Annotated in this window: 10 protein-coding genes; 7 read left to right on the top strand and 3 right to left on the bottom strand. The window is 62.9% G+C overall.

The genetic code is table 11. From position 1 onward, the window contains the following. Positions 1-237: 237 nt before the first annotated feature. Positions 238-1,023: a transferase gene (locus DBR47_RS12960; protein ID WP_124450667.1), complete on the bottom strand. Its 786-nt coding sequence runs from the start codon at positions 1,021-1,023 to the stop codon at positions 238-240. A gap of 88 nt (positions 1,024-1,111) precedes the next feature. Beyond that, the gene (locus DBR47_RS12955; protein WP_231512287.1) at positions 1,112-2,284 is read right to left on the bottom strand and encodes a tyrosine-type recombinase/integrase; all 1,173 of its coding nucleotides are present in this window, start codon (positions 2,282-2,284) and stop codon (positions 1,112-1,114) included. Between the two features lie 111 nt (positions 2,285-2,395). Here DBR47_RS12955 and DBR47_RS12950 point away from each other — a divergent pair, with 111 nt between their 5' ends. The 7 genes from DBR47_RS12950 to DBR47_RS12920 all read left to right on the top strand — a co-directional run bounded on the left by DBR47_RS12950 (position 2,396) and on the right by DBR47_RS12920 (position 12,964). Further along, positions 2,396-3,418 (top strand): DNA-binding protein, encoded by a 1,023-nt coding sequence (locus tag DBR47_RS12950; RefSeq protein ID WP_231512286.1) that lies wholly within the window; start codon positions 2,396-2,398, stop codon positions 3,416-3,418. A gap of 599 nt (positions 3,419-4,017) precedes the next feature. Next, the gene (locus DBR47_RS12945; protein ID WP_124450665.1) at positions 4,018-4,467 is read left to right on the top strand and encodes an MbcA/ParS/Xre antitoxin family protein; all 450 of its coding nucleotides are present in this window, start codon (positions 4,018-4,020) and stop codon (positions 4,465-4,467) included. 35 nt (positions 4,468-4,502) lie between these two features. Then, on the top strand, positions 4,503-5,192 hold the full coding sequence (locus tag DBR47_RS12940; protein ID WP_231512285.1) for an RES family NAD+ phosphorylase: 690 nt from the start codon (positions 4,503-4,505) through the stop codon (positions 5,190-5,192). Positions 5,193-5,292: 100 nt separating this feature from the next. Then, entirely contained in the window at positions 5,293-6,084 is a 792-nt protein-coding gene (locus tag DBR47_RS12935) for a hypothetical protein (RefSeq protein ID WP_231512284.1), read from the top strand. Then, positions 6,081-8,360, top strand: a complete 2,280-nt coding sequence (locus tag DBR47_RS12930) for an ATP-dependent DNA helicase (protein WP_197047040.1) — start codon at positions 6,081-6,083, stop codon at positions 8,358-8,360. Before DBR47_RS12935 ends, DBR47_RS12930 begins: the two co-directional genes overlap by 4 nt. 10 nt (positions 8,361-8,370) lie before the next feature. Continuing rightward, entirely contained in the window at positions 8,371-9,474 is a 1,104-nt protein-coding gene (locus DBR47_RS12925; protein WP_124450660.1) for a phospholipase A, read from the top strand. 151 nt (positions 9,475-9,625) lie between these two features. Beyond that, positions 9,626-12,964 carry an amidohydrolase family protein gene (locus DBR47_RS12920; RefSeq protein WP_124450658.1) on the top strand — a complete coding sequence of 1,113 codons (3,339 nt, stop codon included), beginning with the start codon at positions 9,626-9,628 and terminating at the stop codon, positions 12,962-12,964. 164 nt (positions 12,965-13,128) lie between these two features. On the opposite strand, the gene DBR47_RS12915 is transcribed toward DBR47_RS12920, so the two are convergent. Beyond that, positions 13,129-14,097: a GlxA family transcriptional regulator gene (locus DBR47_RS12915; RefSeq protein ID WP_124450656.1), complete on the bottom strand. Its 969-nt coding sequence runs from the start codon at positions 14,095-14,097 to the stop codon at positions 13,129-13,131. Positions 14,098-14,132 lie beyond the last annotated feature (35 nt).

The following is a 14,132-nucleotide window of genomic DNA, read 5'->3' as shown; positions in this document are numbered from 1 at the left end:
CCATCAACACCGGCTTCAGCCGCGGCCCGGGCGGTTGCTTGCCCTCCCACGAGAAGGGGGCCACCAAGTCCAAGGGCCTTCTGACAGGGGCTCAAGCCGGCGCGCCTGGCAAGCAAGCGCAGCCTGCCTTGCTTGGCGAACAATCTGATCGCCCCCGGCCAGCTCAAAACGGTGTCGTCCAGGCTCCTGCGCCGGCACCCACACCAGCCCCCGTGGGCCCGGGCACTTTGCTCGATCTCAGGGCCTGAAGCTTGGCTCGCCGCTCGAGGCCTGCTTGGCCTTGACGGCCGCAGCCAACTGGGCGAAGGCCGGCATCATGTCGGCCCAAGTTTCGGCGTCGAAATTTGCGGGTTGGCGCAGTGGCGCTGACTTGAAGCTCTGCAATTGCGGGCCTCTGCTGGCGAACACCACCGCATTGGAGCGCTCGCTGTCTTTGATGAAGAGCATCTGGTCTGGCCCAAAGCTGCGCTCGATGCGGGCCAGATGGGCATCAAAATGCTTGTGCCCCGCATGCAGATTCGCCACCATCAGGCCATCATCGGACAAGGTCTCAAAACAATCGTCGTAGAAGCGCTGGGAGCAAAGCGCCGGTGGCTGGCCCTGGTCATCGAAGCCATCGACCAGCAAGACATCCTGACGATAAGGTGGCAGCCGAACAAACTCCGCACCGTCTGCCCGGCGTATCAAGAAGCGCTCGTCATCTGGTGGCACTTCGAAGGCCTCTCGCAGAGCGATGACGTGGGGATTGATTTCCAGCACCTTGATGCGGGTCTGCGGCAGGAAGCGGTGGCAGAACTTGGCCATCGAGCCGCCGCCCAGGCCAATCATCGCCAGCGTGGCCGGGGCCGGTATCAGGAGTAGAAACGCCATCATGGCGCGCGTGTACTCCAGTTCCAGCGCAAAGGGCCGCGCGGTCTGCATGCTGCTCTGGATCTCGTGGATAGAGAAGTGCAGGGCCTTGAGTCCCTTGGCCTCATACACATAAGGTTTGACGTGCAAAGCGCTGTCAGCAGAGTCAGACATGGGCGAATACCGAGCAAACCGCCATTGTAGGCGGGGGGTAAAAAGGGGCGACATCAGGCCGGCGCGGGCAGACCGATGCCGCGCATGTTCAGCGCAATGTCCAACCCGCCTTGTGGACCTCGGCCGTGGCGTCGTGGCGGCTGTCGTCCTCGGCGTGCACATAGGTGTTGGTGGTTGAGATATTGGCGTGGCCCAGGTTGTCTCGCACCACTTTCAAATCCACCTGATTACTCAAATGGCTGCCCGCCGTGTGCCGCATCCAGTGGGTGGAGGCTTGTTCGATATGGGCGGCAGCGGCCGCGGCCTCTGGCGTGCCGCTGAGGCGCAGTCGGGCCGCAGTGGCCTCCATGACGGATTTGACGATCTCATGCACCGCTGTTCTGGCCATGGGCTTGGGCGCGCCGATCAAGGGCAGCAACAAGGGCGTGGTTTCATCGTGGGAGGCGAGGGGACTTAGGCCGCGGGAGCGGCGGTAGGCCATCAATTCGCTGACCAGTTCGGTGGTCGCTGGGATCAGCCGGGTTTTCTCCCCTTTGCCCGTCACCTCCATCCACCAGCGGTCCTTGCCGTCGGCGCCGGGGCGGCAGAAAAAGCCCGCCATTTTTCCGTCGCAAACCTCGCTGACCCGCAGCCCACCGATATAGAGCAGGGAGAACAACCAGCGCACCCGCGCCGCCTGGGCTTTCTGCCTCTCGGTTTCCTGGGGCAGGGACTCGATGGTGATGCGCACCTGCTTCCATTGATCCATGGACAGAAAGCGGGTGACACGTGGCGAGCGCTGCTTGGTCTTGCGCCGCGCCAGGGCGAGGGGATTGCCCGCCAGATAGCCCGCAGCCACCAGCCAGCTGAACAGGCTATTGATGATGGATAGAGCTTGGCGCACGCTTTGAGGGCTCAAAGGCCCGGCGAAAGGGCGCCACAACGGCGAACTGCGTGCCGGCTTCTGCCCAGGTGCCATCACCCAGATGTGTGCAGGGGAGGGGTCGGCCAGAAAGTGCTGGTAGGCCAACATGTCTTCATGCCGCAGGCTCGAAAGAGCGAGCTCGCGCTGCAGCACACACCACAGCAGCAGGCGCTCGGATTCCTTGCGATAGCTGCTCAGCGTCGCCGGGGAATCCGCAAACCGAGCCAACCAGGCCAGGATGGCCGAGCGGTCATCTTGGGCATCGATTTGCATGGGCCCGCTGCCGCGGTTCACGCCGTGGCTGCCGTCCAGGGCAGAAGAGGGCTTCAGGACTTCAAGAGAGACGATTTCTGACACAGGATGGTTTCCAAAGGGAGCTTCTTGCCAATTGTGGACATTATGGTAATTATGTCCAAAGACTAATCTGAAAGTCTTTGAATTATACGTTTTACGTTGTAATATTTATTGATGCGTACAGAAACCGAGACCCAGGCCATGATTCAGGCCGAAATCGAGGCCTTGAAGGCCCAGTTCAGCGAAACCAAGGCCCTGTACCGGGAGGTTTGCGCCTTGCTGTTCTTCCGGCATGGCATCGCGCCCACGGCGGCCAAGCTCTATCAGTACGTACGCAAAGGCTCGATGAATGTGCCGGCCGAGGCCTTGGCCAAGTTTTGGGAGGAGTTGAGGGGCAAGGCCCGGGTGCAAATCGATCATCCCGATCTGCCCGATGCCCTCAAGCAAGCGGCGGCCGATGCCGTGCAAACGCTTTGGAGTCAGGCAACGGACTTGGCCCGCGCTGAGTTAGCGGCACTGCGCCTGGAGCATCAATCCACCGCCGATCAAGCCTTGGCCGAACTGTCCGCGCAAGAGGCAAGCAACAAAGGCCTGCAAACCCAGATCCTTGATCTGCGGACGGCTGCTTCTGATCTGCGGGCGGAGCATCAAGCCCTCATTGAAGACTTGCAAAGCGAACGGCGCTCACACGCCGCCAGCCTGGCCCGCGCCGACGAATTGCAGCGCCAAGTGAATGAGCTGATGTTTCAACAAGAGCGGACTCGCGCCGATTTCGCTGCCGAACTGGACAAAAGCCGCGCCGCGATCGCCGCCAGCGAAGAACGCGCCGTGGGCGCCGAACGCCGCGCTTTGCTGGAAGTCGACCGCGAACGAGTCGCGCGCGCAAATGCCGAAAAGCAGCTGGAGGCTTTGCGTACCAAACAAGCAGAGGCGGAACGCCAGGCGCAAGCCAAGGCCCTGGATCTGGCCACGCAACACAGCCGCATCAGCGCCGAATTAGAGTCCGCCAAGTTCAGCCTCAGCCGCCTCCAGGCCAGCGCGGAAGAGCAGGCCCAGCGACTGCTGGTTGCGCAAGAGCAAGCCACGCAGTTCAAAAGCGAAGCGCAAACGCTGCGCACCTTGCTGGAGCAGTTCAAACCTGTGCCTGCACCGGCACCCAGCCCAAAATCAGGCAGGACCAAACGGAGAATGGATTGAGTCCTGCAGGAGCTCAGCGATCTGTTCTTGGGTCTTGCATGCCTGGACTGAGCGAAGCTCTTCAACGGTTTGAACCTCTGACTCTCTGTCGCACTTGGGACGTTGAGGGAGGTTTCAGTTCTTCCGTTATTTTACATAATACACATTGTCGATAATCTAGTGCGCAAGCAGGAAGCTAGCCAGTCGCCTCGGCTCATTGAGTCTTCTGGCCGCGCCAGTCGCAAGATTCGCTTTCACTACTGTCGCCACGCACCCTCATTCCTCCAATGCCAACAGTTCTCCGGCGCAACGAGCTACGCCCACACAATCAAAGAAAAGACTGCCGCCTTTGTTTGCTTGCAAGTTCACGCCCCAGACCGCTCATTGGCGCTTGCCATTTCACATCCAATAGCAAGGAGTCAAGCGCTGCCCAGGCCCAGGCTTCTACAGCCCTTGGTCGCTCAGCTCCGCCTTGGTCACAATGAAAAAGTTCTTGCGCAGGCAGTGATCATTTACCGATATGCAAATACGCTATCGGACTAAATTCTTGATTTGATCCAGTCTTGGATTTAGACTCCCAACCATGCCCACCCAGCATCTGATCTGTTTCAGGAGTTTCTATGTCACTCAGCGCCCAGGCCATCAAGCCCAGCAAAGCCGGCAAATCCAGCAAGGAAAGGACTGCCTCCGGCGATCTGCACAGCCCGGCGGCCGCCGAGGCGGCGCTGCGTACCTTTTTTCGCATCGTCCAGGCCTGGGACTTGAGCAATGAGGAACAGCAAAAACTGCTAGGCTGTGGCCGCAGCACTTTCTTCGACTGGAAGGCCGGCCGCATCAAGGCGGGACTGGACGGCGCCACGTTGGAGCGGCTTTCCCATATTTTTGGCATCTACGCTGGCTTGCAAATCCTTCTGCCCATCCCCGAACGGGCCGATGCCTGGGTCAAGAAGCCCAATACCGCACCCTTGTTTGGTGGCCGCAGCGCACTGGAGCGCATGCTGGCCGGCCAGGTTTCGGATCTGTTCGTGGTGCGCCAGTATCTGGATGCTCAGCGCGGCGGTGTGGCCTGATGCCTGCTGCTAAGAATAGAAGCCAAGGTCCCGGGTTGGCGCTTCAGGAGCTGTTCTGGGCCGACTCCTGCCGCTTGGTGCCCAGCCGTTTTCCACCTATCACCTTGTTCGAGCGGGTCGGCGACCCGGCCGATCTGGAGGTCGTGTTTGCCATCGAGTCATTGGGCAACCCGCGCCTGCGCGACGAGGCCGGTGATCTGGTCCTGGTGCCGCCGGAGCAGCGCATCAGCGGCCCCGGCTGCAGCCCCATCATGGCTGCCTTCACCCATCTCAACCCCGAAGGCAGCCGCTTTTCGGACGGCAGCTACGGCATCTACTACGCCGCCGCCTCGCTGGAAACCGCCGTGGCCGAGGTCAGCTACCACCAGGCCCGCTTTCTGGCCCGCACCCAGGAGGCGGCCATCGATGTGGACATGCGTTGCTACCGGGTCAGCGTGCGCGCCCTGCTGCATGATTTGCGCGGCTTGCAAGCCCAGGCCCAATACCAAGCTTTGTTCGATTCTGAAAACTACGGTGCCGCACGCCAGTTAGGCGCCCAGCTGCGCCAGAGCGGTAGCCTGGGCTTGGTCTGGGACAGCGTGCGCCATGCGGGCGGCCAATGCCTGGGCCTGTTCAACCCAAAAGCCACCCAGCCGCCTGCTAGGCAGGCCGAGCACGTCACCCTGCGCTGGGACGGCCAGGGCATTCACGAGTGGTACCTGAAGTCGGATCACCACCGGATCTAAATTTTTGCCGCGACGCGCACTGTACACTTATACAGTCATGCAAGAAGCGCCCTGCCCTCCACTCGAGCTCAAGCCAAGCCGCGTCCATCTGAGCCGCTTGTTGAAGATTTGGCGATCAGCCGGTTGGCCTTGCCAAGACCCGATTGAGTTGGAATTGCTGGCCGCGCGCTGGCTGGAATGGGCACCGCAAGCCCCTGGCCATGAAGACCGACCCCGCCAGCTGAGGTTGAGCGCCGCCGGAGTCGATGTCTTGGCCCGCTCGCGCCAGCTCAATAAACGCGCTTTGAGCGCCCATGACCAGCTGGCCGAGAAAGTGGCCAAGCAGCTGCAAGCGGCCGGGCGCATCGTCTGGCGCGAGTTGTCGCTGCGGGCCCAAGTGCAGGCCGACCCGGCTTTGCAAAACGCCAGTGCGGCCCAGCTGCAGCAAGCTTTGCTGGAGCCACAAGAGCTGGCTGGCGAATCGCCACCCGCGGCCAAAGCCAAATGGCGCATCGCACGGCCCGATGTTTTCTCCCTGCGCAACAGCTCGGTGCAGCGCTATCTGCACCCGGTTGTGCATGAGATCAAGGTCAGCCGGGCCGATCTGCAGTCCGATCTGCGCAACCCGGCCAAGCGTGAGTCCTACCAATGGCTGTGCAGCGAGGTCTATTACGTCTTCCCGGCCGGCATCGCCAAGCTCGAGGAGGTTCCGCAGGCATTCGGCGTTTGGCTCTTGGTGGGCGAGGGCGAACAAGCGCGGCTGGAGCTGGCCCGCCCGGCTCAGCACCAAGCTTGTGAGCTGCCCTTCCCCGTTTGGCTGGCCCTGGCCAAGGCCACACCCTTTCGCTCAGACCTGGATGAGCAAGACGCGGGGCCCGAGCAAATCCATCTGCAAGACGAGCACGCGCCGTGAAGCCCTACACCGTAGCCGTGCGAAGCCTGTGCGAGTTCAGTGCCAAGCGCGGCGACCTGGATCTGCGCTTCACACCCGCACCCAGTGCGCTGGAAGGCATTGAAGGCCATGCCCTGGTGGTGGGGCGCCGTCCGGCCAGCTATCAGTCCGAAGTCAGTCTGAGTGGGGAGTTTGAAGATTTGCAGGTGCGAGGTCGCGCCGACGGCTTCGACCCGGATCGCCAACGCCTGGAAGAAATCAAGACCTTCAAGGGCCGCCTGGAATCCATGCCCGCCAATCACCGCGCCCTGCACTGGGCCCAGCTCAAGGTCTACGGCGCCCTGCAATGCCAGGCCCTGGAGCTGGAGAGCATCGAGCTGGCCCTGGTGTATTTCGATGTCAATCGCCAGACCGAGACGGTGTTCACCGAGCGTGCCACCGCCCTCGATTTGCAAGCCTTTTTCAAACAGCAATGCGAGTTCTTCCTGGGCTGGGCGCGGTTGGAGACTGCCCATCGCGCGACCCGCGACGAGGCCTTGACGCGCTTGAGCTTCCCGCATGGCGAGTTCCGCGCCGGCCAGCGCAGCCTGGCCGAGGCGGTCTACAAAGGGGCGGTGGCGCGCCGCTGCCTGCTGGCCCAAGCGCCGACCGGCATCGGCAAGACCATCGCCACCCTCTTCCCCTTGCTCAAGGCCGCGCCCGCGCAAGGCCTGGACAAAATCGTCTTCCTCACCGCCAAGACCTCGGGCCGCGGCCTGGCGTTAGATACCTTGGAAACACTCCAAGCGCATCAGCCCGAGGCCCGTTTGCGGGTGCTGGAACTGGTCGCTAAAGACAAGGCCTGCGAGCACCCCGACAAGGCCTGCCACGGCGAGTCCTGCCCCCTGGCCCAAGGTTTTTACGACCGCCTACCCGCCGCCCGGGTGGCCGCCATTCAGCTGCCAAGCATGGACCGCCAAGCCCTGCAAGACTGTGCGCGTGAACACCAAGTCTGCCCCTACTACCTCAGCCAGGAGTTGGCGCGCTGGGCCGATGTGATCGTGGGCGACTACAACTACTACTTTGACCAAACCGCGCTTTTGCACGGCATGGCGCAAGCCTATGGCTGGAAGCTCGCCGTGCTGGTGGACGAGGCCCACAACCTGGTCGAACGCGCCCGCAAAATGTATTCCGCCGAGCTGGATCAGCAAGCCCTAAACTGGCTCAGCAAGACGGCACCGGCCGCGCTCAAAAAGCCGCTGGATCGGGTCAAAAAAGCCTGGGCTCAGCTGGCCAAGGCCCAGACCGAGCCCTACCAGGTCCATGCCGAGATCCCGGCGCCGCTGCTGACGGCCTTGCAGCAGGCGGTCAGCAGCATCACCGAGTACTGGGTCGAGCACCCTGCCGATAACGATGAGGCCTTGCAGAGCTTTTACTTTGAGGCCTTGCACTTCACCCGCATGGCCGAGACCTTCGGCCCCCATGCCTTGTGCGACGCCACCTTGGAGACGGCCGAGCCTGGGGCCTTCTCACGCAACAAGAAAAACCTGCGCCTGCATCTGCGCAATGTGGTGCCCGCCTCCTTCCTGAAAGAGCGCTTTGAGACGGCGCAGGCCATCACCTTGTTTTCCGCCACCTTGCAGCCCACCCAGTTCTATCTGGACCTGCTGGGCCTGCCTGAGAACACCGCCTGGATGGATGTGGCCTCGCCTTTCCGGGCCGAGCAGCTGCAGCTGCGCATCGCCGGCCATATCTCCACCCGCTACCGTGACCGCGAGGCCTCACTGCAAGCCCTGGTGCAGGTGATGGCGGCTCAATACCGGGCCCGGCCGGGTAACTATCTGGCTTTTTTCAGCAGCTACAGCTATCTGGAGCAGGCCTTGCAAGCCCTGCAGCGGCAGCATCCCGAACTGCCCACCTGGGCGCAATCACGCCGCATGTCGGAAGGCGCGCAGCAGGCCTTTCTCGATCGCTTCAGCGCCGAGAGCCAGGGCATTGCCTTCGCCGTGCTGGGAGGCTCTTTTTCCGAGGGCGTCGATCTGCCCGGCGCGCGTCTGATCGGCGCCTTCATCGCCACCCTGGGCCTGCCACAAGTCAACGAGGTCAACGAACAATTCCGCCAGCGCCTGGACGATTTGCTGGGCCAGGGCTATGACTACACCTATGTTTTTCCGGGTTTGCAGAAAGTGGTGCAAGCCGCCGGCCGGGTGATTCGCACGGTGGACGACGAAGGGGTGATCCATTTGATGGATGATCGCTACCTCAGCCCCCAGGTGCAGCAACTCCTGCCCAACTGGTGGGGCCTACAAAACCAATGATCACAGGCTTATGAAAAACAAGCACAGCCTCCGCCTGGCCTCGGTCTATGCCTTGACCTTGGCCAGCGCCTGGCCGGCGTTCGCCCAATCCGCCTCAAACGCGCAAGACTGCCGCGATATCGACGATGACCGGGCCCGCCTGGCCTGCTTTGACCAAGCCAGCGGCCGTGCCGCCAAGCCGGCAGCAGTGGTCAATTCCGCGCCTGTGCTTGCGCCCGCACCCGTAACTGCACCCGTGCTCAGCGCGCCCACAGACCGCCCTTCGTCCTCGCTGGCCAGCCACCGCCAGCGCAGCATGCTGGAGCGCTGGGATATGACGGACGACTTGCGCCCGCATGACTTCATTCCGCGCACCCACAAGCCGGTCTACGTCCTGCCTCTATCGGTCACCAATCGAATCAACGAAGCCCCTTTCAGTGAGCAAGCCCGGGTCGGCGCTGGCGTGGACACCAATCAAGAGTCGGCCCATCTGCAAAGCGCCGAGAGCAAGTTCCAGCTCAGCCTGAAAACCCGCGTCTGGCATGGCCTGATCGCCTCGCATGGCGACCTCTGGTTTGGCTACACCCAAAGCTCGCGCTGGCAGGTCTACAACGGCGCCATGTCCCGGCCGTTCCGCGAAACCAATTACGAACCCGAGGCCATCTTCGCCTTCAAGACGCCCTATGAAATCTTTGGCTGGAAGGGGCGTATGAGCAATCTCTCGCTCACCCACCAGTCCAATGGCCGGGCCGACCCGCTCTCGCGCAGCTGGAACCGGGTGATTGCCGAGTTCGGTCTGGAAAAAGGCGACTGGACCCTGCAGATCCGCCCCTGGTGGCGCATCCCTGAAAGCGCCGCCACCGACGACAACCCCGCCATCAGCGACTACATCGGCCGTGGTGAAGTGCTGCTGAGCTATGGCGCTGGCGGCAAGGTGCTGACCCTGCAGGCCCGTCACTCCCTGCGCGGTGGGGCCAAATCGCGCGGCTCGCTGCAACTGGAATGGGCTTATCCCCTGGCCGGCCAGCTCTTCGGTTATGTGCAGCTCTTCAGCGGTTATGGCGACAGCCTGATCGACTACAACTTCCGCCAAACACGTTTGGGCTTAGGGGTGTCGCTGGTTGAGTGGCTGTGATCCAGTCCCACGCTTTGGCGTGACTTTAGGCATGTGACGGGCACAACCGTCCAAAAACGGCCCAAAAAACCCTGCAAACGCCGATGAACAAAGGCTTTGCAGGTGCAAACACCGAGCGGCAATCAGCCACCAGCGCTTAAGCTCGGTGGCCATGCGAAATCACTCTCACACCCCTGTCTTTGCAGCCACCCTCGCGCTGCTGCTGGCTTGCACCAGCCCCCTCAACACCAGCGTCGCGGCCGAAGCCGCCCCGGCCAAGACTGAGCCCAAGCCCGCTGCCAAGGCCTGGGACGTGAACAAGCCGCCCGGCGAGGCCAAGACCGTCAATATCGACACCCGCTCCGGCACCTGGATGAGTGTGGACGTCAGCCCGGACGGCAAGCACTTGGTCTTTGACCTGCTGGGCGACCTCTATCTGCTGCCCCTGGCCGGCGGCGAAGCCAAGCCCTTGACGCATTCCATCGCCTGGGAGCACCAGGCCCGTTTCTCGCCCGATGGCAAGCAAATCGCCTTCGTCAGCGACGCCGGCGGCGGCGACAACATCTGGGTGATGAATGTTGACGGCTCGAACGCGCACGCCGTCACCAAGGAAGACTACCGCCTGCTCAACAACCCGGTCTGGCACCCGAATGGCAAATACATCGCCGCCCGCAAGCATTACACCGGCACCCGTTCGGCCGGCTCGGGCGAGATCTGGCTCTATCACGTGGACGGCCAAGCCGCCGGCAACAAGGGCGTGCAGCTGAACGAGAAACCCAACTGGCAGAAGGACCTGGGCGAGCCCGCGCTCTCGGCCGACGGCAAGTTCCTCTACTACTCGCAAGACACCACGCCTGGCCGCAGCTTTGAGTACAACAAGGACAGCAATAAGGAGATCTTCAAGATCTTCCGCCAGGACCTGAGCGATGGCTCCGTCGAGGCTTTCGTGCAGGGCCCCGGTGGCGCCATCCGCCCCACGCCCTCGCCCGACGGCAAATACCTGGCCTTTGTGCGCCGGGTGCGCAACCAAAGCACCTTGTTCCTGAAAGATCTGCAGACCGGCCGCGAAGCCCCGGCCTGGGGTGAGCTGGAGCGCGATCTGCAAGAGTCCTGGTCGGTCTACGGCGTCTACCCCGCCTTCGCCTGGACGCCGGACGCCAAGGCCATTGTGGTTTGGGCCAAGGGCAAGCTGTGGCGGGTTGACCCTTTTGCAGCCGACAAAGCCAAACAGGCCAGCGAGATCCCCTTCCATGTGAAGGACACGCGCGAGGTGCGTGAGGCCCTGCGCTTTGCCCAGGAAGTGGCGCCCGATCAATTCGGCGTCAAACAGCTGCGCTGGGTGAACGTTTCGCCGGATGGCAAGCGGGTGGTCTATTCCGCTCTGGGTCAGCTCTACGTCAAAGATCTGCCTAACGGCGCGCCCAAGCGCATCACGGCTCAAAAAGAGGCGTTTGAATTCTTCCCCAGCTTCTCGCGCGACGGCCGGGAGCTGGTCTACACCACCTGGAACGACGAAAGACTCGGCAGCGTGCGCAAGCTCGATCTGGCCAGCGGCCGCGAAACTCTGCTGACCCAGGCGCCGGGCAAATACCTCTCGCCCCAGTTCTCGCCTGATGGCAAGACCGTTGTCTTCAAAAAGGAAAAAGGCGGCTATCTGACCACGCCCTGGCATGGTCTTGAGACCGGCGTGTTTGTGGTGGCGGCGGATGGTAAGACGGCGCCTAAGCGCATCGCCAAGAGCGGTGACACGCCACAGTTTGCCGAGCGCAACGATGCCGTCTACCTGACTCGCTCCAGCATGACCAGCGAGGTGGATTCACAGCAAAAGTTGATCCGCGTCGACCTCAATGATCGCAGCGAAACCGATGTCGCCAAGGGCGAGTTCGTCAGCCAGTTCAGTGTCTCGCCGGACGGCCAATGGCTGGGCTTTGTGGAGCGCGCCCATGCCTATGTGGCGCCCCTGCCTCGGGTCGGCAAGACCATCAGCGTGGGCCCCAAGATGGACGGCCTGCCGGTGCGCAAACTCGACGTGAATGCGGGTGAAGCCATGCACTGGAGTGGCGACAGCCGCCGGGTGCATTTCTCTTACGGCGACGAGTTGTTCAGCACCGACTTGGCCGCCGCTTTTGCCCCAGGCGAAGAAGCCGCCAAGGCCTTCAAGCCCAGCGAGGCTGGGCAAAAAATTGGCTTCAGCCAGGCCAGCGACAAGCCCAGCGGCAAGATCGTCATCACCGGCGCCCGCATCGCCACCATGAAGGGTGACGAGGTCATCGAGCAAGGCGTGATCGTGGTGGACGGCAATCGCATCGCGGCCATTGGCACGGCCGCCCAGGTGCAGATTCCGGCCGACGCCAAACGGGTGGACGCCACCGGCAAGACCATCATCCCTGGCCTGATCGACGCGCACTGGCATGGTGGCATGGGTGAGAGCGAAATCATCCCGCAGCAAAGCTGGATCAATTACGCCTCGCTGGCCTTTGGCCTGACCACCATTCACGACCCCTCCAACCGCAATGGCGACATCTTCAGCCAGGCCGAGCTGCAACGCGCAGGCCTGGTCGTCGGCCCGCGCATCTACTCCACCGGCAGCATTCTTTACGGCGCCAAGGCCGGCGTGACGGCCGTGGTGAATAACTTGGACGATGCGCTGACCCATCTGAAGCGCCAAAAAGCTGCCGGCGCCATCAGCGTCAAGAGCTACCAGCAGCCACGCCGCGAGCAACGCCAGCAGGTGCTGGAGGCCGGGCGGCAAACAGGCATGATGGTGGTGCCCGAGGGCGGCTCCATGTTCCAGCTGAATATGAGCATGGTCATCGACGGCCACACCGGCATCGAGCACGCCCTGCCGGTGGCCGAGGTGTACGACGATGTCACCCAGCTCTGGACGCAGACAAAAGTGGGCTACACCCCCACCCTGAACGTGGCCTACGGCGGCCTGGACGGCGAGCACTACTGGTACGCCCACACGGATGTGTGGAAGCACCCCATCCTCTCCAAATTCGTGCCCCGCACCCTGCTAGAAGCCCGTAGCGTGCGCCGCCTCACCGCGCCCGAGGAGGACTTCAACGTCGTGCGCGTCGCCAAGACTGCCACCGCCTTGGAGCGTGCCGGCGTCCGAACCAATATCGGTGCCCACGGCCAACGCGAAGGCCTGGGCGCGCATTGGGAAATGTGGATGTTTGGCCTCGGCGGCATGAAGCCGCTGGAAGCCATACGCTCGGCCACCGCCAACCCTGCGCACTATCTGGGCCTGGACAAAGACCTCGGCTCGCTGGAAGTCGGCAAGCTGGCGGACTTGCTCATCATCAGCGGTGATGTGCTCAAAGACATACGCCAGAGCGACCAAATCAGCCATGTGATGCAAAACGGCCGCCTCTACGCCGTGCCCAGCATGAACGAAGTCGTCTCCCGCGCCAAAGCCCGCAAACCCTTCTTCTTTGAAGGCGTCAATGCCGACGTCTCTATCGACGAAGAGATGTTGGGCCATGGGCACGGACATGGCGAGGACTGAGGAAGGACCGAGCAAGCAAGGCTTGCGACGCCTTCCGAAGGACTGGCCGCGCGACAAGCGGCCAGGCTGAGTTGGGACCGAGGACAAGCCCTGCGGCTTGTCCGACGCCCATCGAAGGACGGCGCGCCTGCCAGCGCGCCGACTGAAGCAGGACGGGGTGTTTTCTAAGTCTTCCGAAACGCCGCCGGCGGCCGCCCCAACAGCCTTTGAAACGATCGCCGCATGCGCTCCGCGCTGCCAAAGCCGCAGTCTTGCGCGACACGCTGCACCGAGGCTTGGCCGCCTTCCAGCGCGGCGCGTGCAGCGTCTACCCGCAAACGCTCGATGACATGGGCGGGCGTGGCCCCCGTTTCAGCACGGAAGCAGCGCGCGAAATGCCGGGGGCTCATGCAGACTCTTGCGGCCAGATCATCGACCCGGTGATCAAGGTTTAGATGTTGGCGCAGCCACTCCAGCAAGTCGCCAAAGCGCCCCTCGGGCCGCTGCAGATCCAGCAGGGGCGAGAACTGAGACTGCCCACCGGGGCGGCGGCGCTCCACCACCAATTGGCGCGCCGCCTCACGCGCCACGCTCTCGCCACAATCGTGCGCGACCAAGGCCAGGCACAAATCGATGCCAGCCGTCATGCCCGCGCTGGTCCAGATCTCGGGTCGCCGCCCGCTGGCTTCGCGGACCGCCGCCTCACGCACATAAATACGCTCGGGCTGCAGGCGAACAGCAGGAAACTCCAGCTCAAACTGCCGGCTTCTGGACCAATGGGTGGTGGCGCAACGCTGGTCAAGCAAACCCGCCGCCGCCAGCAGAAGGCTGCCGCTGCAGATGCTGGCCAGGCGCGCGCCACTGCGGCTCGCGCGCTGCAACCAGAGACACAAGCGCCGATCTTGGCAGGCGGCATCGACGCCATCGCCGCCTATCACCATCACCAGATCGCCCTCACCCACGCTGCGCGGCAGCGCCTGCACCGGCCAGTCCAGCCCCGCCGAACTCCGCACGCTACCAGGGGCGCTGGCCGCCAGCCGCCAGCTATAGCTGCCGGGCTGCTGCAAGCGGGCCACTTCAAACACGGCCATAGGCCCGGCCAGATCCAATTGCTGAAAACCGGGGAAGACGAGGAAAACGATGCGGCAGGCCATGCCGAATTTTGACAGCAGTCCTCACCAGCAAGCAT

Origin of the sequence: Paucibacter sp. KBW04 (assembly GCF_003852425.1) — a bacterium.
Lineage (GTDB): Bacteria > Pseudomonadota > Gammaproteobacteria > Burkholderiales > Burkholderiaceae_C > Paucibacter_A.
Note: the sequence above shows the minus strand (reverse complement) of the source record. Positions and strands in the feature narration are given on the sequence as shown.

Bases quoted from the DNA above. Each gene is read 5' to 3' on its own strand.
- DBR47_RS12960 (WP_124450667.1), bottom strand. From the start codon at position 1,023: ATGTCTGACTCTGCTGACAGCGCTTTGCACGTCAAACCTTATGTGTAT.
- DBR47_RS12950 (WP_231512286.1), top strand. From the start codon at position 2,396: ATGCGTACAGAAACCGAGACCCAGGCCATGATTCAGGCCGAAATCGAG.
- DBR47_RS12945 (WP_124450665.1), top strand. From the start codon at position 4,018: ATGTCACTCAGCGCCCAGGCCATCAAGCCCAGCAAAGCCGGCAAATCC.
- DBR47_RS12925 (WP_124450660.1), top strand. From the start codon at position 8,371: ATGAAAAACAAGCACAGCCTCCGCCTGGCCTCGGTCTATGCCTTGACC.
- DBR47_RS12920 (WP_124450658.1), top strand. From the start codon at position 9,626: ATGCGAAATCACTCTCACACCCCTGTCTTTGCAGCCACCCTCGCGCTG.
- DBR47_RS12915 (WP_124450656.1), bottom strand. From the start codon at position 14,097: ATGGCCTGCCGCATCGTTTTCCTCGTCTTCCCCGGTTTTCAGCAATTG.